General features: G+C 59.8%; 18 protein-coding genes and 1 other RNA gene. 9 read left to right on the forward strand and 10 right to left on the reverse strand.

The window, feature by feature from the left end; all coding sequences use genetic code 11:
* Positions 1-32: 32 nt before the first annotated feature.
* The 5 genes from ACQZ5G_RS10410 to ACQZ5G_RS10430 form a co-directional block, all read right to left on the reverse strand.
* Positions 33-1,043 (reverse strand): TRAP transporter substrate-binding protein, encoded by a 1,011-nt coding sequence (locus ACQZ5G_RS10410; RefSeq protein WP_448737741.1) that lies wholly within the window; start codon positions 1,041-1,043, stop codon positions 33-35.
* Positions 1,044-1,109: 66 nt separating this feature from the next.
* Positions 1,110-2,987, reverse strand: coding sequence for a TRAP transporter large permease subunit (locus ACQZ5G_RS10415; RefSeq protein ID WP_448737740.1), 1,878 nt, complete (start codon positions 2,985-2,987; stop codon positions 1,110-1,112).
* Between the two features lie 680 nt (positions 2,988-3,667).
* Entirely contained in the window at positions 3,668-4,693 is a 1,026-nt protein-coding gene (locus ACQZ5G_RS10420) for a class I fructose-bisphosphate aldolase (protein WP_003523197.1), read from the reverse strand.
* Positions 4,694-4,884: 191 nt separating this feature from the next.
* Positions 4,885-6,087, reverse strand: coding sequence for a phosphoglycerate kinase (locus tag ACQZ5G_RS10425; protein WP_448737739.1), 1,203 nt, complete (start codon positions 6,085-6,087; stop codon positions 4,885-4,887).
* 67 nt (positions 6,088-6,154) lie between these two features.
* Positions 6,155-8,020 (reverse strand): potassium/proton antiporter, encoded by a 1,866-nt coding sequence (locus tag ACQZ5G_RS10430; RefSeq protein ID WP_448737738.1) that lies wholly within the window; start codon positions 8,018-8,020, stop codon positions 6,155-6,157.
* Between the two features lie 400 nt (positions 8,021-8,420).
* Here ACQZ5G_RS10430 and ACQZ5G_RS10435 point away from each other — a divergent pair, with 400 nt between their 5' ends.
* Positions 8,421-8,684 carry a hypothetical protein gene (locus ACQZ5G_RS10435; RefSeq protein WP_448737737.1) on the forward strand — a complete coding sequence of 88 codons (264 nt, stop codon included), beginning with the start codon at positions 8,421-8,423 and terminating at the stop codon, positions 8,682-8,684.
* 197 nt (positions 8,685-8,881) lie between these two features.
* On the opposite strand, the gene gap is transcribed toward ACQZ5G_RS10435, so the two are convergent.
* Positions 8,882-9,892 (reverse strand): type I glyceraldehyde-3-phosphate dehydrogenase, encoded by a 1,011-nt coding sequence (gene gap / locus ACQZ5G_RS10440; RefSeq protein ID WP_003523203.1) that lies wholly within the window; start codon positions 9,890-9,892, stop codon positions 8,882-8,884.
* A 62-nt stretch (positions 9,893-9,954) separates the two neighbouring features.
* A complete protein-coding gene (gene tkt, locus ACQZ5G_RS10445) occupies positions 9,955-11,937 on the reverse strand; it encodes a transketolase (RefSeq protein WP_174058042.1) in 1,983 nt (660 codons plus the stop codon).
* 325 nt (positions 11,938-12,262) lie between these two features.
* Here tkt and ACQZ5G_RS10450 point away from each other — a divergent pair, with 325 nt between their 5' ends.
* The 7 genes from ACQZ5G_RS10450 (at position 12,263) to ACQZ5G_RS10480 (ending at position 17,219) form a co-directional block, all read left to right on the forward strand.
* Positions 12,263-12,535, forward strand: a complete 273-nt coding sequence (locus tag ACQZ5G_RS10450; protein WP_035263131.1) for a DUF4164 domain-containing protein — start codon at positions 12,263-12,265, stop codon at positions 12,533-12,535.
* Between the two features lie 10 nt (positions 12,536-12,545).
* Positions 12,546-12,923: a cell division protein ZapA gene (locus ACQZ5G_RS10455; protein WP_003523207.1), complete on the forward strand. Its 378-nt coding sequence runs from the start codon at positions 12,546-12,548 to the stop codon at positions 12,921-12,923.
* Between the two features lie 79 nt (positions 12,924-13,002).
* Positions 13,003-13,161: non-coding RNA, 6S RNA (ssrS, locus tag ACQZ5G_RS10460), on the forward strand.
* Positions 13,162-13,393: 232 nt separating this feature from the next.
* Positions 13,394-14,656: a hemolysin family protein gene (locus tag ACQZ5G_RS10465; protein ID WP_020812224.1), complete on the forward strand. Its 1,263-nt coding sequence runs from the start codon at positions 13,394-13,396 to the stop codon at positions 14,654-14,656.
* A complete protein-coding gene (locus tag ACQZ5G_RS10470) occupies positions 14,656-15,273 on the forward strand; it encodes a 5-formyltetrahydrofolate cyclo-ligase (protein ID WP_448737736.1) in 618 nt (205 codons plus the stop codon). Before ACQZ5G_RS10465 ends, ACQZ5G_RS10470 begins: the two co-directional genes overlap by 1 nt.
* A gap of 174 nt (positions 15,274-15,447) precedes the next feature.
* Positions 15,448-16,272 carry a TIGR00282 family metallophosphoesterase gene (locus ACQZ5G_RS10475; RefSeq protein WP_003523211.1) on the forward strand — a complete coding sequence of 275 codons (825 nt, stop codon included), beginning with the start codon at positions 15,448-15,450 and terminating at the stop codon, positions 16,270-16,272.
* 104 nt (positions 16,273-16,376) lie between these two features.
* On the forward strand, positions 16,377-17,219 hold the full coding sequence (locus tag ACQZ5G_RS10480) for an MBL fold metallo-hydrolase (protein WP_003523212.1): 843 nt from the start codon (positions 16,377-16,379) through the stop codon (positions 17,217-17,219).
* A gap of 38 nt (positions 17,220-17,257) precedes the next feature.
* Here ACQZ5G_RS10480 and ACQZ5G_RS10485 read toward each other — a convergent pair whose 3' ends face one another.
* The gene (locus ACQZ5G_RS10485; protein WP_003523213.1) at positions 17,258-17,761 is read right to left on the reverse strand and encodes a pyridoxamine 5'-phosphate oxidase family protein; all 504 of its coding nucleotides are present in this window, start codon (positions 17,759-17,761) and stop codon (positions 17,258-17,260) included.
* A gap of 194 nt (positions 17,762-17,955) precedes the next feature.
* Between ACQZ5G_RS10485 and ACQZ5G_RS10490 the strand changes: the two genes are divergently transcribed.
* Complete coding sequence (locus tag ACQZ5G_RS10490; RefSeq protein WP_003523214.1) at positions 17,956-18,702, forward strand: YebC/PmpR family DNA-binding transcriptional regulator; 747 nt, start codon at positions 17,956-17,958, stop codon at positions 18,700-18,702.
* A gap of 52 nt (positions 18,703-18,754) precedes the next feature.
* Here the strand turns inward: ACQZ5G_RS10490 and ACQZ5G_RS10495 are convergent, their stop codons facing one another.
* On the reverse strand, positions 18,755-19,756 hold the full coding sequence (locus tag ACQZ5G_RS10495; RefSeq protein ID WP_080819508.1) for an LLM class flavin-dependent oxidoreductase: 1,002 nt from the start codon (positions 19,754-19,756) through the stop codon (positions 18,755-18,757).
* A 130-nt stretch (positions 19,757-19,886) separates the two neighbouring features.
* Positions 19,887-22,196, reverse strand: a complete 2,310-nt coding sequence (locus ACQZ5G_RS10500; RefSeq protein ID WP_448737735.1) for a methyl-accepting chemotaxis protein — start codon at positions 22,194-22,196, stop codon at positions 19,887-19,889.
* Positions 22,197-22,339 lie beyond the last annotated feature (143 nt).

Below are 22,339 nucleotides of genomic sequence, written 5' to 3' on the forward strand. Positions count from 1 at the left end.
CCTGACGCGGGGCCAGTTATTCAGCGGACCGATCAGGTCAGGCTGGCGCCAACGGCCTTTTCGAGAATGGCCCAGGCTTCATCGCCATATTTGCCCTTCCATTCGGAATAGAAACCGGCTTCCTTGAGGGTTGCGCGGAAGAGTGAGGCGTCGGTGTCGTTGAAGGTCATGCCGTTGGCAATCAGGTCTTCCTTCACCGAGGCATTGAGTTTCGCCACATCGGCCCGCTCGTCCTTGCCGGCCTGATTGAGGTTTTTGGCAACGATGGCGCGCAGGTCATCCGGCAGGCGCTCCCAGGCGCGCTTGTTCGCCAGGAACCAGAAGCCGTCCCACATATGGTTGGTGACCGAGCAGAATTTCTGCACTTCGAACAGCTTGGCGGTGGAAATGATCGCCAGCGGATTTTCCTGGCCATCGACAACGCCGGTCTGCAGGGCGGTGTAGACTTCAGCGAAATTGATCGAGGCTGGGGCCGACTTGAAGGCCTTGAACATCGAGGTCCAAAGCGGGCTTACCGGCACGCGGATCTTGAAGCTTTCGAGATCGGCCGGCGTGGCGATGGGCTTCGAAGCGCTGGTGATCTGGCGGAAGCCGTTATCCCAGATGGTGTCCATGGCAACGAGGTTCTGTTTGGCGATTTCGCCGCGCACATATTTGCCGAGATCGCCATCCATGGCCGCCCAAACCGAATCGTAGTTCGGGAAGGCGAAGCCGATGCCGCTGATGGATGCATTCGGCACCAGCGTCGACAGGATCAGTGGCGAAAGCGTAAAGAATTCAACGCCGCCCGAGCGTACCTGGCTCAACACATCCGTATCAGCGCCCAACTGGCTGCTGGGGAAGATGTTGATATTCACCTGGCCGTCGGTTTCCTTGGCGATACGGTCAGCCGCTTCCTTGGCGCGGATGTTCATGGGGTGCGCGGCAGGCAGGTTGTTGGCATATTTATAATTGAATTGCGCAGCGCGGGCGCGCGACACAAAAGCGGTGGCAAGAACGGCAGAACCGGCGCCGGCCAACACGGTACGTCTGTTGATATTCATTGCTTTCTCCTCCCAAAATAAAAGCATGTGTCATTCATCGGCGTGGCGGGTGGACCCGCCACGGTCTCAAAGCAGAATTGTCGAGAAGCCCGGAATTGCCGCAATCAGCAGCAGACCGATGACCATGGCTGCGAGATAGGGCCAGATGGCGCCCATGGCTTCATCAGGCGAAACATTGCCTATCTTGCAGGCGATATAGAAACCGATGCCGATGGGCGGCGCCATCAGGCCGATATTCATGGCGACCACCACCACCATCGAATAATGGATGTCGTTGATGCCAAGCGTGCGGGCGATGGGGAACATGATCGGTGCGAGCAATACGATTGCCGGCAGGCCTTCCAGCACGCAGCCGAGGATCATGAAAATCAGGATCGACACGATCATATAGGTCATCCAGCCGCCCGGCAGACCGGTGATCATCGCGGTCAACTGGAAAGCAAAGCCGCTCTGCGTCAACCCCCAGGCCATGGCCGAGGCGCAGCCGAGTATCAGCAGGATCGCCCCGGAAAGGGCGGCCGTCTCCACCAGCATGGAATAGAGCTTTTTGAGGCTGATGCCGCCATAAAGCACCGCACCGATAATCATCGCATAGAGCACGGCAATGGTGGAAACCTCGGTTGCCGTCGCCACGCCGCCGCCGACGAGGCTGCGGATGAGGAAGGGCAGAACCAGCGCCGGTGCGGCAACCAGCGCTGCCTTGCCGACCAGCGGCCACGGGGTGCGTTTTGCGCCTTCCATGTTTTCATGCCGCGCCTTCCAGCGGGCGAGCACGGCCAGCACCAGAAGCAGCACCATGGCGATCATGAAGCCGGAGGTGAACAGGCCGGCAATCGACACGCCCGCCGCCGAACCGAGAACGATCAGCACGATGGAGGGCGGAACCGTATCGGCCATGGCGGCGCCGGTGGCGAGCAGCGCAATCATTTCCTTGGGCTTGTGGCCACGGCGCTTCATTTCCGGAAACAGCGCCGGTGCAACCGTCGCCATATCCGAAACCTTGGAGCCGGAAATGCCCGAGACCAGAAACAGCGAGCCGAGCAGCACATAGGACATGCCGGCGCGAATATGGCCGAACATCGAGGATAGCAGCTCGACAATCGCCCTGCCCATGCCGGTGGCATCGAGCACACAGCCCAGCAGCACGAAAACCGGAACCGAGAGCAGAATGATGCCCGACATGCCCTCGTCAATGCGCCCGATCATCACGATGGTCGGAACCCAGGTGGTAAAGGTCAGGTAGGCGAGGGTTCCAAGGCCGAAACAGAAGGCGATCGGTACGCCCACCACCAGAAACACCGCCACGAACAGGCCGAGGAAGATCGCCAGATTGAAATTGCCGAAAGTTTCGAGCGTCGGCGATGCCAGATAGAGCAGGCCGGAGGCGAGCGTGACGGTGGCAACGGCTGCGATGATGTCCCGCAGATTTTCCCTGCGAAAGAGATTGTTGAGGACCAGCAGCAGCATCAGACAGGCGCCAACCGGCAAGGCCGCGGCGCGGAAGGACATTGGAATATTCAGCGCCGCCGAGGTGACGACCCATTCCTCGATGGCATATTCTATCGCGGGCTTGATAATCGCCGCAAGAAATGTCGCCACCAGCACAAGCGCGAGCGAATTGACATAGCCCAGAATGCGCTGCGGAAACATGTTGAGAAACAGCGTCAGTCGCAGGTGCTCGCTGCGGTCGATGGCAATTGCCGCACCCAGCATGGCAAACCACAGGAAGCTCAACGACGCCGTTTCATCGATCCAGACGATTGGCAAATGCAGGGCATAACGCGATGTCACGCCCAGCAGAAGCAGGCCGATCATCACCGCCAGCAGCACCGCCGCCACGGCCTCGACGGGTCGCATGAACCACGAGCCTGTTACGGGCCCCGTATGCAACAGCTCTCCGTCGAGTACAAATACGTCGTCATTCGCGTTTGCGGTCATGGTCATCGGGGCCTCCTCTCCCACAGAACAACCTTCGCAACGGACTGCGGCAGACAAAGAGAGTTATCCGCGTCCAGGCCAATATCATGACCGACGCATCAGGATATATCTGTCATTGCCAGACCGGCCAGACCCCTCCAAAAGCCTGAAACTAGCGGTATATTGCCTCCACAATATGGACCGTTAAAAAACTATGCGTTTGGGATACACAGGAAAAGTGCCGAAATCAACTGTATAAATGCAGTATTGCGCGGTTTTCATCGCATGTTTATAGGTCCACATAGTGGATCATACTATAATTGATTGAAATTTATCTGTGATGTAACGAGCGCGCAGCAATTTCCGGGGCTTTTCGAGAGCCGGTCGAGACGAAAGCGCTTATGACGCCGGGCGATCCGGATGGTCTGGCGCTATGCGCTGGAGAAGTCGGGGAGCGCATCCGCTGCCTATTGCGGCAATGACGGTCATAAAATCGTCAGGTCGCACGACTTGAGCGGATAAGGCTGCCCATGGTGGACATGCTTCCACGCAGGTAGCGATGCACAATCAAAACGGTTGAGAATTGTCAGTCAGGTAAAATGAAAGACGATTGGGTCCGGGTGACGGAATACGGATGATCTTGCTTTATCAAACGAAGCAGCCGCCCGTTGGGGCGGCTGCTGTTTATCTGATGTTCTCTGTCAGCCTCAGGCTGCCTTTTCGAGTTCCTGCTTCCAGTTACCCTTGGCGGCGAGGCTGTTCATCGCAGCGCGGTGCGTGAAGGCGCGCTGGCCGGCGGCGACGTTTTCCTGCTTACCGCCCCATGTCTTGAGGGCCGTATCCTGAAGCGCGCGGCCGTAGGAATAGGTCAGAGACCAGGGCAGGTCGTAGCCGGCATTCATGGCAGAGAGATGCGCCGTTGCCTCTTCGGAGGACTGGCCGCCGGAAAGGAAGGCGATGCCCGGAACGGCGGAAGGCACGGTCGCCTTCAGAACCTTCACGGTCTTTTCCGCCACTTCCTCGACGGAAGCCTTGCGGGCCTTCTTGCCGTCGATGATCATGTTCGGCTTGAGGATCATGCCTTCAAGATTCACACGGGCGTCGAACAGGTCCGCGAAGACGGTCTGGAGAACCCATTGCGTGACTTCCGCACAGCGGTCGATGTCATGCGTGCCCGGCTCGCCGTCCATCAGCACTTCCGGCTCCACGATCGGCACGATATCCGCCTGCTGGCAGAGGGCGGCGTAACGGGCGAGCGACTGGGAGTTTGCCTTGATCGAACCCCAGCTCGGACGCTGCTCACCGATGGTGATGACGCCGCGCCATTTGGCGAAACGGGCGCCGGCCTCATGATACTTGCGCAGGCGCTCGTAAAGGCCATCGAGGCCTTCGGTGATGAATTCATGCGGGTGGAAAGCCATCGGCTTGGCGCCGATATCCACCTTGATGCCCGGCAGGCTGCCGGCCGCCTTGATGATATCCACGAAAGGCGTGCCGTCGGCGGCCTTCTGGAACAGGGTCTCTTCATAAAGAATGACGCCGGAGATGTATTTCTTCATGGCGTCGTCGGAACGGAACAGCATCTCGCGATAATCGCGGCGGGCGGTCTCGGTGGACTCCAGATTGATGCTGTCGAAACGCTTTTTGATCGTTCCCGTGGATTCGTCGGCGGCGAGCAGGCCCTTGCCGTCGGCGACCATTTTGATTGCGATGTCTTCGAGACGTTCGGTCATTTGCTATTCTCCCAAGGCACAATAAATTTCCGATAACAGAAGTTCCAGGGCAGGGAAATGGCACGCTAACTCATTGAAACGATTGAAATGATTTCAATCGTTTGAAACTTTTCCTCCCGGTGCCGCTTACCAAAAAGCAAGGCCGGACAAGCATGGCTTGTCCGGCCTCGTGTCAGGCAAGTAGGATGAGTTTACTTGGCGGCGGTCAGGATGGCAACGCCCGGCAATTCCTTGCCTTCCATCCATTCGAGGAAGGCGCCGCCGGCCGTCGAAACATAGGAGAAATCCTCGGAAACGCCGGCATGGTTGAGCGCGGCAACGGTATCGCCGCCGCCGGCGACGGAGACGAGCTTGCCGGCCTTGGTGCATTCCGCCGCGTGTTTTGCAGCGGCAACGGTCGCCGCGTCGAAGGGCTCGATTTCGAAGGCGCCGAGCGGGCCGTTCCAGACCAGCGTTTCGGCGCGGGAAATCCAGGCCTTGATGCTTTCAACCGATTTTGGGCCGACATCGAGAACCATGGCATCAGCGGGAATGGCGTTGATGTCGACGATTTCATTGGCCGCACCGGCCTTGAATTCGCGGGCGACAACGCCGTCCTCCGGCAGAACGATGGCGCAGCCGGATGTAGCAGCCTCGATCATGATCTGCTTTGCGGTCTCTGCGAGATCATGCTCGCACAGCGATTTGCCGACCTGCGCGCCGCGGGCGGCGAGGAAGGTGTTGGCCATGCCGCCGCCGATGACGAGGGCATCGACCTTTTTGACGAGGTTCATCAGCAGATCGATCTTGCTCGAAACCTTGGCGCCGCCGACGATGGCGACGACCGGACGGACTGGCTGGCCGAGACCCTTTTCCAGAGCCTCAAGCTCGGCCTGCATGGTGCGGCCGGCATAAGCGGGCAGGTGGCGTGCAAGGCCTTCGGTGGAAGCGTGCGCGCGGTGGGCGGCGGAGAAGGCGTCGTTCACATAGATATCGCCATTGGCTGCCAGAGCTTCGACGAAGGCCGGGTCGTTCTTTTCCTCGCCCTTGTGGAAACGGGTGTTTTCCAGAAGCAGGATATCGCCGTCGTTCAGTTTCGCGACGGCATCCGCCGCCGGCGCACCGACGCAGTCGGTCGCGAAGGAAACGGCGTGATCCAGCACTTCCTCGACGGCGGGCACGATCTGGGAAAGCGACATATCGGCCACCGGTTCGCCCTTCGGACGGCCGAAATGGGCAAGCAGAATGACTTTCGCGCCCTTGGAGGACAATTCCAGAATGGTCGGCGCAACGCGTTCGATACGGGTTGCGTCCGTCACCTTGCCATCTGCGACCGGCACGTTGAGATCAACGCGGACGAGAACGCGCTTTCCGGCAATGTCGTTGAGGTCGTCGAGGGTCTTGAAAGCGGGCATAGGTCGATCCTGATTTGTTGCGAGTTCGGCACGGACCATACTATGCCTGATTGACGACGCAAGCCGGTCAGGCCTCATTTTCTCTCACTGTATTCGGAGCGGCGGGGGCGCTTTCTTCAACGTTGGCGGAGTGTGGCTGGCGCTTCTCTGCCAGATGGTTGCGCACACGATTGAGGATTTCCGAAAAGCTGATGAAGATCGGCAGGCTGGTGGCCGGTTCCACCGGTTCGAGGGAGATGCCCACACCGGTTATCGCCTCGTGTTCGTCCAATGTGCGGACGATCAGCACGATGGAGCCGAGGCGCACGCGGTCGGCATAATCGGCCTTTCCGGCAAGACGGGCCTCGATGAGTTCCGCGACGCTCATCGCCTGTTCGGCGGGCGAAAGCAGGCCGGGACCATAGGCTGCGTCCAGCTCCTTCGCTGGACGGGCGGGCGAGATCGCGAAGGTGCCGAAGAAATCGGCGTCGTCATCGGCAACCGGCAGGGCGCTGGCGAACAGTCGGTCGATCAGGCGGGAATAGCCGGGCGCGATGAAGAGGTAGACGAGATCGTTCTCGCGCAGCCGTCCGGCATATTGGTAGCGGATCGATTTGCCGTCGCGCACCACCAGCGAGGGCATGGCCCAGCGCGGAATACGTTCGCCCTGCATGATGGCGCTGCCCTTGGCGACCCGGTAGGAGATCAGTTCGTGATTGGCGGTGCCGGGAAGGTCCACCTCCAGCTTGTCCACCTCGCCCATGCGCGGCGGCACGATCAGTCCGAGTTTCGTCGCTACCGGCTTGATGGTCCAGCCCTGCACCAGCAGCGACACCAGCACGATGATGAAAGCGGCGTTGAAATAGACCTGCGCATCGTCAAGGCCGCCGAGAATGGGCATGATGGCGAGCAGGATGGAAACCGCGCCGCGCAGGCCCACCCATGCCACGAAGGAGGTTTCCTGCTGGGTATAGTTGAAGGGCATCAGGCTCAGCCAGACCGCGAGCGGGCGGGCGACGAAGATCAGGAACAGCGCGAGCAGCACGGCCGGAATGGCGATTGCCGGAAACTGCGACGGGGTGGCGAGCAGGCCGAGCATCAGGAACATGATGATCTGGGCAAGCCAGGTCAGCCCCTCATGGAAACGGCGAATGGTTTCCTTGGCGAAAATCCGGCGGTTGCCGGCAACGATGCCTGCCACATAGACCGCCAGAAAACCGCTGCCGCCAATTGTGCCGGTGAAGGAGAAGACCAGCAGCGCCAGCGCCAGCACGAAGATGGGCGCCAGCCCGCGGTCGGCGGCGAAACGGTTGACGACGGTGGCGATCATGACGCCGCCGAGCAGGCCGAAAATCACGCCAAGGCCCATCTGCTCGATGAAAAGCAGCAGAAAGCCGCTATCGATGCCGGCCAGCCCCTGGCCCTTGGCGATGATTTCGACCAGGGCGATGGTGAGGAAGATCGCCATCGGATCGTTGGTGCCGGATTCGACTTCCAGCGTCGAACGCACCTGATCGCGGATATGGATGCCGCCGATGCGCAGCAGGAAGAACACGGCCGCCGCGTCCGTGGAGGCGACGATGGCGCCAAGCAGCAGGCCCTCAAGCCATGAAAGCCCGAGCAGCAGGGCCGCCGCGCCGGCAAAAAAGACGGATGTGAGGATGACGCCGACTGTGGCGAGAGCGACGGCGGGTGCTGCGGAAAGCCGGAAGGACTGGATAGATGTGCCGAACCCGGAATCGAAGAGGATGACGGCAAGCACGAGCGAGCCGAGCATATAAGCCAGCGGATTGTTGGTGAATTCGATGCCGAGGCCGTCCACACCGGCTACAAGGCCGATCATCAGGAAAAGCAAGAGGAGGGGCGCGCCGAAACGGAAGGCGATGAGGCTGGAAAAGGCGGCGACGAGAACGAGAACGGTTGCGACCAGCAACAGAAGATAAAATGATTCCACGTCCACCGCCTCATTCAAACCGCGTTGATAGACCGCAACCCGTGGCGCAATGAATGCTCTGCGCGTCTGCAGTCAATGCGCCACGGGTTGCGGTCTGTCAGCGCTGTTTCTGCTGGCGTTGAAAGGCGACGCAAGGCGGGGTGTATCGAATGATACGGCAGGGCCGAAGTGCATTGCGCACGACCGTTATCCCTGTTCTCCTTGTCCGTTTCAAAATGGACCAGACAAAGGCAGGAAATTGGAATTTTTTCGGCGTGCAGGGAAAACATGCAAGGCCTGGAGAAGCGGCACATACTCTGCAGAAACAATTCATCAGCCGGTGTTTGAGCGTAACATAGAGACAATGCAGCTGCGTTAGTTCTCGCCTCCGAATTGCTTTACCCATGATCGGAGCGATCGGATGAAACGGATATCTACCTTTATGATGCTGCTGGCGGCCAGCCCGATAATTTCGGGTTGCTCGAGTACGGAGCAGACGGCAGAAAACATGGCCGCGCAACGAGAGCGCTGTCGCGTCTTCGGCTATTACGAGGGCTCGCGGGATTTCGCCGACTGCATGATGAAACTCTCCATGCAGCAAAGCGAATTGAGGCAACAGACTTTCGATACGATCTGGAGCAGTGCCGGGAATTCCGGTCCGGTCATTATCAACAATAGAAAATGACGAATGCGCGTGCCTCTTCCGGCTGGTTGAGGGACGGCTTGCATCGTCGCTTGGCCAGTGACGGTTTTCGATCCGAAGCGCCCCGCCTTGCTTCGGGATCGACGCTGGCGGGATCCCTCACTCCCGCCGGCATTTTTCAGGCAAACAAAAACCGGCAGGATTGTTCCTGCCGGTTTTTTTATGGAAGCGATGCCTGCTTAGATGGTCTTCGCGAAGGCGACGGCCGTGTCCGACATGCGGTTGGAGAAGCCCCATTCGTTGTCGTACCAGGACAGAACGCGCACGAACTTGCCTTCCATGACCTTGGTCTGGTCGATCGCGAAGATCGAGGAATGGCTGTCGTGGTTGAAGTCGCGGGAAACCAGCGGCTCTTCGGTATAGCCGAGAATGCCCTTCAGCTTGCCGTTGGCGGCAGACTTGATCGCCTCGTTGATTTCCTCGACCGTCGTGTCGCGCTTGGCGATGAACTTGAAGTCGACGACCGAAACGTTCGGGGTCGGAACGCGGATCGAGGTGCCGTCCAGCTTGCCCTTGAGGTGCGGCAGAACGAGGCCAACGGCCTTGGCGGCGCCCGTCGAGGTCGGGATCATGGAAAGGGCTGCGGCGCGGGCGCGGTACAGATCCTTGTGCATGGTGTCCAGCGTCGGCTGGTCGCCCGTGTAGGAGTGGATCGTGGTCATGAAACCATGATCGATGCCGACGACGTCATCGAGAACCTTCACGACCGGCACGAGGCAGTTGGTGGTGCAGGACGCGTTGGAAATGACCAGATGGTCCTTCGTCAGCTGGTCGTTGTTGACGCCGAAAACGACCGTCAGGTCTGCGCCGTCAGCCGGAGCCGAAACGATGACGCGCTTTGCGCCGGCCGTCAGGTGAGCGGCCGCCTTGTCGCGGGCGGTGAAAATGCCCGTGCATTCCAGCGCGATGTCGACGCCGAGTTCCTTGTGCGGCAGCGTTGCGGGATCGCGAACAGCCGTAACCTTGATCGGCTTGCCGCCGCCAACGATGATCGTGTCGCCTTCGACCTTCACATCGGCCGGGAACTTGCCGTGGATCGAATCGTAGCGCAGCAGGTGCGCGTTGGTTTCAACCGGGCCGAGGTCGTTGATGGCAACGACTTCGATATCGGTGCGGCCGGATTCGACGATGGCGCGCAGGACGTTGCGGCCGATGCGGCCGAAGCCGTTAATGGCAACTTTTACAGTCATTTACAGTCTCCCGAACAAGAATGGGCGTGGTCTTTGCTGAATGGTGAGGGCCTGGGAAGCCCTCACGCAAGTTTTGCCTCGACTGCGGCGACGACGGCTTCCGCCGTGATGCCGAAGTGCTTGAAGAGATCCTTCGCCGGCGCGGACGCTCCAAAGGAGTGCATGCCGACGAAAGCACCGTCGTTACCGATGAAATAATCCCAGCCCTGGCGGATGGCGGCTTCGACCGCTATTCTGACCGGAGCCTTGCCGATGATGGCGTTGCGATAGGTTTCCGGCTGTTCCTTGAAAAGCTCGAAGCAGGGAACGGAAACGACACGGACGGAAACGCCGTTGTCCTTCAACGTTGCGGCGGCCTTCAGCGCCACTTCGACTTCCGAACCGGATGCGAAGATCGAAACCTTGGCGTCGCTGGCGGAGACGAGTTCGTAAGCGCCGTAAGCGGAGAGGTTCTTCTCTTCATATTCCTTGCGCGAGGGCGCAAGGTTCTGGCGGGTAAGGGCCAGCGCGGAAGGACGATGCTTCTGCTCGAGAGCCAGCTGCCAGCATTCCGCCGTTTCGGTTTCATCCGCCGGGCGGAAGACGAGCAGGTTCGGAATGGCGCGCAGGGCTGCGATCTGCTCCACCGGCTGGTGGGTCGGGCCGTCTTCGCCGACGCCAATGGAATCATGCGTCAGAACGTGGACGACACGGATGCCCATGAGCGCTGCAAGGCGGATCGACGGACGGCAATAATCCGAGAAGATCAGGAAGCCGCCGGCATAGGGGATGAGACCGCCATGGAGCGCGATGCCGTTCATCGCGGCAGCCATACCGTGCTCGCGGATGCCGTAATGCAGATAACGGCCAGAGAAATCCGTCGGCGTGATGGACTTCATCTGGCTGGTCTTGGTGTTGTTGGACGGCGTCAGGTCAGCCGAACCGCCGATCATTTCCGGCAGGACGCCGTTGATGACTTCGAGCGAATCTTCCGAGGCCTTGCGGGTGGCCACAGTCGGGTTGTTTTCGATGATCTTCTTCTTGAAGGCATCGATGGCGCTGTCGAAATTGCCAGGCAGGTCGCCGGCGAAGCGGCGCTTGAATTCGGCCTTCTTGCCGGCTTCAGCGGCTTCAAGGCGGGCTTCCCAGTCCTGGCGGGTCTTGGTGGAGCGCAGGCCGGCGAGACGCCATGCATCGAGCACGTCTTCCGGAACGACGAAGGCTTCGGCTTCCCAGTTCAGATGCTTGCGGGTGGCGGCGATTTCTTCGGCGCCGAGCGGGTTGCCGTGAACCTTGTGGGTGCCCTGCTTGTTGGGCGCGCCGAAACCGATGACGGTCTTGCAGGCGATGAAGGTCGGGCGGTCGGATTTCTGCGCGGCTTCGATGGCGGCGGCAATCGCGTCCGGATCGTGGCCGTCGACGCGGATGGTGTTCCAGTGAACGGCCTGGAAGCGGGCGATCTGGTCGGTGCTGTCAGAGAGGCCGACTTCGCCGTCGATGGTGATGTTGTTGTCATCCCAGAACAGAACGAGCTTGTTGAGCTTCAGGTGGCCGGCAAGCGCGATGGCTTCGTGGCTGATGCCTTCCATGAGGCAGCCGTCGCCGCAGAGCACATAGGTGAAGTGGCTCTGCAGGTCGGAGCCGAATTCCTCTTCCAGCTTGCGTTCGGCAATCGCCATGCCGACGGCGTTCGCGATGCCCTGGCCGAGCGGGCCGGTCGTCGTTTCGATGCCGGTCGCGTGGCCATATTCGGGGTGGCCGGCGGTCTTGGAACCGAACTGACGGAAACGCTTGATCTCGTCGATCGTCATGTCCTCGTAGCCCGTCAGATAGAGCAGCGAGTAAAGAAGCATCGAGCCATGACCTGCCGACAGCACGAAGCGGTCGCGATCCGCCCAGAGCGGCGCCTTGGGATCGAATTTCAGGTAACGGGTGAAGAGAACGGTGGCGACATCAGCGGCGCCCATCGGCAGACCGGGATGGCCTGAATTGGCCTTCTCCACTGCATCCATGGCAAGAAATCGGATCGCATTTGCCATCCGGTTGTGTTTGTCGCGAGAAATCATGGCTTTTCCGTCTGTTTCCGGGTGAAAGGAGATAGTTTTACGCAACTATCCAAAAAGCGGGTTGATCCATAGCAGGTGAGGCCGGCAAGTCAATAAATCCACGGGCGTTTGCGGTTCGCTGAGGGAGAAAAAATCGTTTAGAAAATCGGGCATCCTGACAAAATCCGTGCGATAGGCGCTGCCGCCTCTTCGTTCATCCACAGAGCAAAACGTCTCAATGCACTGGTTTGATTGACGGGATGGTAAATCGGGTAATAACCTCGTGATTGTTGAAAAGGCCTGAAACCGGACGATTCGGCCGGTGGCGTGCGAGTTGGAAAAAACGATGTCGGCTGACAAGACCGTACAATCTGCGCTGACGGAGCTGAATGCTGCCATCACAAATCTCGAAAATGCCATCGATATGCGTATCGAGCGGCAAAGGGAGACGGGCGAGATCGATAATGAGGTCAAGCGGGTCCATGTCGACCGCGCAAGGCTCGCGCATGAGCTGGATCAGGCCGAGTTTCGCGCCAATCGTCTTGAAGAAGTCAACCGCGAGGTTTCCCGCCGGCTGGTGACGGCGATGGAGACGATCCGCGCGGTGCTGGATCGATAGGAGCGGGCTCATGGCGCAAGTCACAGTTATGATCGACGGCAAGGCCTATCGCATGGCGTGCGAGGCGGGGCAGGAAGACCATCTGACCGATCTCGCGACGAGGTTCGACCGGTATGTCGGGCACCTCAAGAGCCAGTTCGGCGAAATTGGCGATCTTCGCCTGACCGTCATGGCGGGCATCATGGTGATGGACGAGCTTTCCGAACTCAATCGCAAGATCGAGAAGCTGGAAGGGGAAGTCGCATCCCTTTCCCGCAACCGCGACGGCATGGCCGAGCACCGGGCGAAATCGGACGAGATGGTGGCGCTCGCCATCGGCGATCTGGCCGACCGCCTGAACGGGATTACCGAAAAACTGCTGGCGCGGCCGAAGCCCGCCGCGCATTGATGGCCTGAAGGTTTCTGAGGCGGCAAAATTTCGCGCGCTGCCCTCTGGCGGTTTTCTCCGATCCGTCCTATATCTTCTATGCGTTCTGCGCTTCCCGACAGGAACCACAATCCCTGGGGCCATACTCGATCCAAAGGGAGCTGTCCCTGGCCAGTCCCGTGGGGCTGGACACACGGTGCCCACCTACTTTTGTAGGCGCCCAGGATCGTAAATCTCCATCGGTCGCCGTGGATCGCGCTTGAAGTTTCGGATCAACCTCCGGGGCTTCCCTGTATCCTTGATATATTCGACAGTCATTTTTCATAACTGCCGGACGCGGCTTTTTTATATCGCCGTCATTGCAATGGCGGAACAATTCCTTATTATCCGGATTGGTATGTCTGTCATGCCCTTTTAAAAAAAGGGCGCTGCGGTCAAAACCGCGACGTGCCGTTCAACAGCCCAAAGAGCTAAACTTGTTTACTGAAATTATGATCGTGGTCCTGCTCACCGTATTGAACGGTGTGCTTGCCATGTCCGAGCTTGCCGTTGTCTCCTCCAGACCGGCGAGGCTCAAAGTGCTTGCCACACAAGGCAGCAAGGGCGCCACAATGGCGCTCAGCCTTTCCGAAAATCCCGGACGCTTTCTCTCCACGGTGCAGATCGGCATCACGCTGGTCGGCGTCCTTTCCGGCGCTTTTTCCGGCGCCACGCTCGGCGCGCGCTTCACGGCGTGGCTTCTGGAGCAGGGCGTTCCCGACCGTGCCGCCGATGCGCTCGGCGTCGGCTCGGTGGTCGTCGCCATCACCTATCTGTCGCTGATCGTCGGGGAACTTGTGCCCAAGCAGATTGCGCTGCGCGATCCCGAAAAGGTCGCCGCCCGCGTCGCCCCCACCATGATGCTGCTGTCCAAGGTCGGCGCGCCGCTGGTGTGGCTGCTCGACCGGTCGGGCAAGGCCGTTCTGGCGCTTCTCGGCCATAGCGGTGAATCCAACGCGTCGGTCACCGACGATGAAATCCGCACGGTTCTGGCCGAAGCCCACAGTGCCGGTGTGATCGAGACCGAGGAATCGGCGATGATCACCAGCGTCATGCGCCTTGCCGACCGCAATGCGCGCGGCCTGATGACACCGCGTCGCGATGTGGAAGTGGTCGATATCGAAGACAGCGCCGAAGAAATCCGCGAGCAGCTTCGCCAGACGCAGCGTTCGCGGCTGCCGGTGCGCAACGGCGCTTCGGATGAAATTCTCGGCGTGCTTTTCGCCAAGGACGCTTTCGATGCGCTGGCTTCCGGCAAGGAACTCAACATTCGCGAGCTTCTGCGGGAAGTGCCGGTCGTATCGGATCTGACGAGCGCGGTGGACGTCATCCAGTCGCTGCGCCGTTCCACCGTACATATGGTGCTGGTCTACGACGAATACGGCCATTTCGAAGGCATCATCAGCTCCGGCGACGTGCTGGAAGCCATCACCGGCGCGTTCCAGGAAGATGACGATGAGGAGCCGGCCATGGTCGAGCGCGAGGACGGTTCGTTCCTCGTCGCCGGCTGGATGCCCGCCGATGAGTTCGCTTATCGCATGGGTTTCCAGATCGACGAGGATGCCGAGTTCGAGACCGTTGCCGGTCTGGTTCTGGACGAGTTCCGCCGCCTGCCGGAACTGGGCGAACATGTCACCCGCAATGGCTGGCGTTTCGAGGTCATCGATCTCGATGGCCACCGCATCGACAAGGTTCTCGTGAGCCGGGCCGCCTGATGCCCGGTGACGTTGCCGAAAAAGCAAGGCTGCGCGGCGAAAGGCTCGCCGCGCGCGATGCGCTGACGCTGGCGGAGCGCCAGCAGAAGAGCCAGTCCATAACGGCCCATGGCGCCTCCGATATCCCCTTTGCACCGGGCACCGTAATTTCCGGCTTCATGCCGATCCGCTCCGAGGCCGATACCCGGCCGCTGATGGAAGCGTTGCGGACAACGGGCGGGCGTCTTGTCCTGCCCGTTGTGCTGGATCGTGAAACCATCGTCTTCCGCGCCTTTGAAACGGATACGCCGCTGGTGAAGACCGGCTTCGGCACGACCGGTCCGGGTGAGGATGCGGAGGTTCTCGATCCGGATATTCTGCTCGTGCCTCTCTCCGTCTTCGATGGCAAAGGTCAGCGGGTCGGTTATGGCGCGGGCCATTATGACCGCGCCATTGCGCGGTTGCACGCAAGGGGTCGTCAGCCTGTGCTCATCGGCGTCGCCTTCGATTGTCAGGAAGTGCCGTCCGTACCGGCGGAGCCACATGATGTGTCGCTTCACGCCATTCTGACGGAAAGCGGCCTGCGCTGGTTTTCCGCCCCGTTGTCGATCTCCGATAGTGGGCAAAAGGCGCTTTAGCACTTTTTAAAAGATGGATTACCCGCTGGAGGGTCTCCACTTTTCCTTGAATGGCGAAGACCCTCTAACTCTTTGTTTCGTCGCATTTCCGGACGGAAAACCGGGTTCCACTTTTCCTGGAAATGCACTAGAGGGGACGAAATATAGAAACATGCGCAAGATCGGGGCGGGTGAATGAGGCTTCTTTTTCTCGGAGATATGGTTGGCAAGACCGGACGCACGGCTGTCTGGGAGCGGTTGCCGGGGCTGATTTCCGACCTGAAGCTGGATTTCGTCATCGTCAACGGTGAAAATGCTGCCGGCGGTTTCGGTATCACCGAAGATATCTATCTCGAGACCATCAATGCCGGCGCCGATGTGGTGACGACCGGCAACCATGTCTGGGACCAGAAGGAAGCGGTTTCCTTCTGTGAGCGCCACGACCAGTTCCTGCGGCCCGCCAATTATCCGGATGGTACGCCGGGCAAGGGCTCGGGCATTTTTTATGCCCGCAACGGCGCGCGCATACTGGTTGCCAACATCATGGGCCGGGTCTTCATGCATCCGGAACTGGACGATCCCTTCAAGTCGGCGGAAAACATTCTTGCCGCCTGCCCGCTGAAGGAACAGGCCGACGCCATCATTTTCGATTTCCACGCGGAAGCGACCAGCGAAAAACAGTGTTTCGGCCATTTCGTCGATGGGCGCGCTAGCTTCGTTGTCGGCACCCACACCCATGTTCCGACCGCCGATGCCCAGATATTGAACGGCGGAACCGCTTACATGTCGGATGCCGGTATGTGCGGCGATTATGACAGCTCGCTTGGCATGGAGAAGGAAGAGCCGATCAACCGCTTCATTTCCAAAATGCCGAAGGGCCGTTTCGAGGCAGCGAGCGGACCTGCGACGATCTGCGGTGTCGGCGTTGAGATTTCCGACCGAACCGGACTTGCGGAAAAGATTGCGCCGCTGCGCATCGGGCCGCGGCTTTCGGAAACCCTGCCGTCCTTCTGGGTTTAATCTTCCCCCGACGCGTTCACAATGACGAGAGTGTGAGCTCTTGTAACTGGACGCTCGCCAAAACCTGTCCCATCCTCTCAGCTTCGCAAGTTCAGGGGAGTGGCATGATGCTGCGCGTGCTAATGCTTGCAATATCGGGGCTGATCGCCTGTTCGGGAGCGGCCTTCTCCCAGACGGCGAGCCGCCCTCCCGTCAGCCAGTGCCAGGCGATCGCCAGCAACATTCCGGGCGTCATGTTCGCGAGCTTCAATCCGCCGGGTGTTCAGCTGGCGCAGGCGACGGCGAAGGAAGAGGTGAAGATCAGCTTCATCGGCCATTCCACCTATCTCATCGAAAGCCCCGGCGGTGTGACTATCGCCACCGATTATAACGGCGTCTATCGTCCGCCCGTCACGCCGACTGTCGTGACGATGAACCGGGCGCATTCGACGCATTTTACCCTCAGTCCGGACCCGGCCATTCAATATGTGCTGCATGGCTGGAGCGATACGCCGGGAGAAAAGGCCGAGCACAAGGTTCTGGTGGGCGATGTCTATATCCGCAATGTCGCAACCGATATCCGCAACCGCTGGGGCGATTACGAGTCCTTCCAGGAGAACGGCAATTCCATCTTCATCTTCGAGGTTGCCGGGCTGTGCATCGGCCATCTCGGGCATCTGCATCATGAGTTGACGGATACGCATTATGCCGAGATCGGCCGTCTGGATGTTCTGATGGTGCCGGTGGATGGCGGGCTGACCATGGGGGCCGACAGCATGAGCCGGGTGGTCAAGCGCCTGCGCTCCGCGCTTATCCTGCCGATGCACCGCACCGGCCCGCCGCTGGAGCAGTTTCTGACGATGTTCGGCGAAAGTTTCCGCATTGCCTATGCGACCGATCCGGTGATCCGCGTTTCGATGAGGAACCTTCCCCGCCAGCCGCAGATACTGGTGCCAAAAGGCATGTAGCATAGCGACGGGCGAGGAAGGCCGGGGAGAGCCGTTTCTCAGGCAAAGGTGAGGTGCTGGCGAACGCCGACGTCAGGCGTCTTGTCATCCGACATGTTCGCCTTGGCGATTTCCCAGCCGAATTTCAGCGTGCTGTCCGTCGAAGCCCAGATATCGGCATCGTCGACATGCAACGCCAGCATGGTCAGTTGCGGGTCGCTTTTGCCATGTTCGTACCATGCGGCGGTGACGGAGTTCCAATATTCGTCGATCTTGGTTTTATCCTCGCGCGCTTCGAGGATGCCTGAAAGGCAGGCGTGGTAGTCATGGTCCTTGCCCACCACGCAGAAATGCGCCCGGGAGCCGGATTTCAGCGATTTCACCAGATCGGTGTCTTTTTTGGAGAAAAACCAGATGGTGTTGGTCTTGGGGTCCGCATGAGGCGCCATGGGCTGCATGTGGTTGTGCAGTCCTTCGAGACCGAGCATGCCGGCATGGACGGAATTGATCTCGTCCCAGAGCTGGCGGGCCGGTGCTTCTCGTGCTTCAGTCAGGCTGACCATATGTTTTCTCCTTCGGGTGTCATGCTGCGACGGAGGAAAAATGCCCTGTTCCGCCGCGTTCATGATCAGAACGAAGAGCGGATAAATCAGTTCCTTCCGTTGTTGCAGCAAGAGAAAGCGCTTGCGGGGTTGAATGGCGCGGCTATCGCACTTATAAGGCCCGCAATCTCCAAATTACGACAATCAGGTTTTCCATGGCTGGTCATTCACAGTTCAAGAACATCATGCACCGCAAGGGCAAGCAGGACTCCGTGCGGTCCAAAATGTTTTCCAAGCTTGCGCGCGAAATCACCGTTGCGGCAAAGACGGGCATGCCCGACCCGAACATGAACCCGCGCCTGCGTCTGGCAATCCAGAACGCCAAGGCCCAGTCCATGCCCAAGGACAACATCGAGCGTGCGATTAAGAAGGCGTCCGGCGCGGATGGCGAAAACTATGACGAAGTCCGTTACGAGGGTTACGGCCCGGGCGGCGTCGCCGTCATCGTCGAGGCCCTGACGGACAACCGCAACCGCACCGCCTCCAACGTTCGCTCCATCTTCACCAAGGCCGGCGGCGCTCTCGGCGAAACCGGTTCGGTCTCCTTCTCTTTCGATCGGGTTGGCGAAATCTCCTACAAGGCTGAAGTCGGCGATGCCGACAAGGTCATGGAAGCCGCCATCGAGGCCGGTGCCGACGATGTCGAATCTTCCGAAGATGGTCACACCATCATCTGCGGTTTCGAAGCGATGAACGAGGTTTCCAAGGCGCTGGAAGGCGTGCTGGGCGAAGCCGAAAGCGTCAAGGCCATCTGGAAGCCGCAGAACACGGTGCCTGTGGATGAAGAAAAGGCGCAGTCGCTGATGAAGCTCATCGACAATCTCGAAGACGATGACGACGTGCAGAACGTCTATTCCAACTTCGAAGTGTCCGAAGAAATTCTCGCCAAGCTTTCCGCCTGACGTCTCATATTTCAAAAAAAGCCCCGGTAGCGTCCGCTCCGGGGCTTTTTGTTTAGGCAGCCTTCTTTATGGAGGTTCGCACGTCAGCAAAAATCTCCACGGATCGCAGCCGCTTTTCGATGTCATGGATCGGCATGGAAACGATCAGCTCATCCGCCTGCGTTTCCGCCAGGAAGCCGTCGAGATGGCGTTGGATCGTCTCAGGCGAGCCCACGGCTGCGAAACGCAGCGTGTGTTCGACAGAGAAACGTTCCATCTCGTTCCAGTAATCGTCCATGCTGTGCACCGGCTTCGGAAACTGCGTGCGCACGTTGCGGCGCAGGTTGACGAATTGCTGCTGCGACGAGGTGAAGAGATGTTGCGCCTCCTCGTCCGTATCGGCGCCGACGCCCATCACACCCACCATCACATAGGGCTTGTCCAGCACTTCGGAAGGCTGGAAGCGCTCGCGATAGATATGGATGGCTTCCATCAGCATATCCGGCGCGAAATGTGAGGCGAAGGAATAGGGCAGGCCGAGGGCTGCGGCGAGATGTGCGCTATAGGTGCTGGAGCCGAGCAGCCAGATCGGCACGTTGGAATTCATGCCCGGCACAGCGAGAATGGCTTGATCCTGTTGCGGCGGGCCGAGGTAACGCTGGAGTTCGACGATATCGTGCGGGAAGTTTTCCGCGCCGGCATCGAGATTGCGGCGCAGCGCCCGTGCCGTGCGCATGTCGGTTCCGGGCGCACGGCCGAGACCGAGATCGACACGGCCGGGAAGCAGCGCCGCAAGCGTGCCGAACTGCTCGGCGATGACGAGCGGGGAGTGGTTGGGCAGCATGATGCCGCCGGAGCCGACGCGGATATGTTTCGTGGCCGCGCCCACATGGGCGATGACCAGCGATGTTGCAGCACTGGCGATACCCGGCATGCCGTGGTGCTCCGCCAGCCAGATGCGGTTATAGCCGTGTTCTTCGGCCTTGATCGCCATTCGGCGGGAATTTTCAAGCGCCTCGCTGACGCTCTCGCCTTCGCCGATGGGCGAAAGGTCGAGAATGGAAAAGGGGATCATCCGACGCTCCTGCGAAATTTAAATCTTTGCTGCGGATGTAAGGCGCGTGTCCCGATTTACCAGTGAAGTCGCGCAGAATTGAAGGATGGTTCAAAAAAATTGGGGCCTCCGAAGAGGCCCTTTTGCTTTTTCAGCCTGCCCGCCGAATTTGTCGGGCGTCGCGATGACCAGCCGCATCCCGGTCGGAAGCCAGCGTGAATTGTCCAAGCCTGCCATCCATTTCACCCGCTTCGGAGGCGAGATTGTGAATGGCGGCCGTCGTTTCTTCCACCATGGCGGCATTCTGCTGGGTCATGGTGTCGAGGCTGGCGACGGTGCTGTTGATTTCCGAGAGCGTGTGCGCTTCCTCGCGGGTGGAGTCCATGATCTCCTCGATGCGCGCGCTGATGGTCTGCACATGCTTGCCGATGCCGGAAAGCGACGTGCCTGCTTTTTCCACCAGCGCCACGCCGGCGGAAACCTCGTCGGTGGAGCGTTTCAGCAGGCTGGTGATCTCCTTTGCGGCCGCCGCCGAACGCTGCGCCAGTTCGCGCACCTCCTGCGCCACGACCGCAAAGCCCTTGCCTGCTTCGCCCGCGCGGGCTGCCTCCACGCCGGCATTGAGGGCGAGAAGATTGGTCTGGAAGGCGATTTCATCGATGACGCCGATGATCTGGTTGATCTGGCGTGACGAGGTCTGGATCGCCTCCATGGCGGCGATGGTCTGCTCCATCACGCGGCTGGATGCCGTGGCCTCCGCGCTGGCATCGCGGGCGATCCGCGTTGCCTGTTCGGCGCGTTCGATCTGGTCGCGAACGGCCTCCGTGATCGCCTTGATGGCGCTTGCCGTTTCGGTGATGGAAGCTGCCTGTCGCTCGGTACGTTCGGCGAGCTGATCGGCGCCCACCCGCATTTCCTCGGAACCGCCACGAACCGCGGCGGAGTTGCCGCCGATGGCCTGCATGGTTTCGCTGAGCCGGGAAAGCGCCGTGTTGAAGTTATGGCGCAGGCTTTCGAGATCGTCGGGGAAGACGGTTTCGATACGATAGGCGAGATTGCCGTTCGCCAGCCGATCCAGACCTTCATCCAGGGAATGCACGACCATCTGCAGGGTGCCGGCCTCGGCCTCCCGTTCCGCAAGATGCGCGCGGCGGGCCGTTTCGGCTTCCTCACGCGTGCGCGATGCGGTTTCTTCCATCTCCCGCTGCAGGATGAGCTTTTCGCGGAAACTGCCGAGCGCCCGCGCCATGCGGCCGATCTCGTCCTTCCGGTCCTGATTGCCGATCTCCGCATCGAGACGGCCTGCGGCCACTTCGCCGGTCAGTCCCGCAAGCTTTTCCAGCGGTGCGAACAGGCGCCGCGCGAAGAAGGCCGTCGCCGCGCACATGGCGGCCAGAACGCAAAGGCCGATCACGGCCAGCGTGCCGGCAATCGAAACCGAGCCCGCATTCAATTCGCTGCGCAGCATGCTTTCCACTGCGAGATATTTTTCCCCGGCAAAGGAGAAGGGGCGGGCATAGGCATTGGCCTCGCCATCGGCACGGTCGATCTTGGCAATCGTCATGCCCGTCGTATTCAGCGCCTGCCCATGGAAGCCATAGATTGCCGGATCGAGGCCGACCAGCCTGTTACCCTCCACGCCGATAACCTTGCCATCGGCGGAAACGATTGCGGACTGTTCGGAACTGCCGGCCGTCACACCCTTCGTGAGGATTTGGCTGAAGACCTCTTCCTTGACCCGGAAGAGCACGATGCCCTTGAACGCGCCGAACTTGACGACCGAAACGCCGAAATAAATGCCGGCCTCTTTCGTGGCGGCATCGATGCGCAGGCCGGAGAAGCTGGTCTGCGCCACGTCGTTCACGGCCTTTTCGGCATTCGCGGCGCCGCGTGCGAAAGCCGCGCCGAGGCCGCTTTCCGCCCAGGCGCTGCCGGTGACGGTTTCCCCGAAAGCCGATCCTTTCAGGTAAGAGTAATAGACCGTGCCTGCGGGATCGATGAAGAGAACGTCGCTGAACGGCGTTCCCTGCAGATAACCGCCAATATCCGTCTGGGTCTTCTCATGGGTTGAATAATAGAAGCCGCTTGGGCTTTCCGGCTTGATCAGTTTTTCCTTTTCGCCAAAGGGGTTTTCCTTGACGAAGACGCGCTGCAGTTCCGCCTTCGCATCGCCGGAGTTCTTCTGCACGGTCGCCCAGCCGCTGCGCATGGAGACGACAGCCATTTGCAGGGATTCGATCTTGGCAATGGAATCCGCCTGTGTTTTCAGCTGCTCAAGACGCTCCTGGAGCATGTCGCCGCGAAAGACGAGAATGCTCTCCATGGATTTCGACGCCTGTTCTTCAAGAACGCCGCTGCTGCTTTGATAACCGAGAAGTGTCAGAGCCCCGGTCGAGATCGCCATAAGCGCCAGGAAAATCGCCAGCACTTTGGTGGATATAGAATGAAAACGGTTCAGCATGGCCGATACAGCCCCCAATGCCGGATCAGTTCCCGCGCCATGCATGTGGCGCCACCGGATGGCTGATATGGCTCAAATATTATGCCGCGGATCATCATGTCCGCAGCTCCCCTTTTTTGATTTTGTGGGGGAACAATGCGGTA

It is taken from the genome of Agrobacterium sp. 22-214-1 (genome assembly GCF_053522465.1).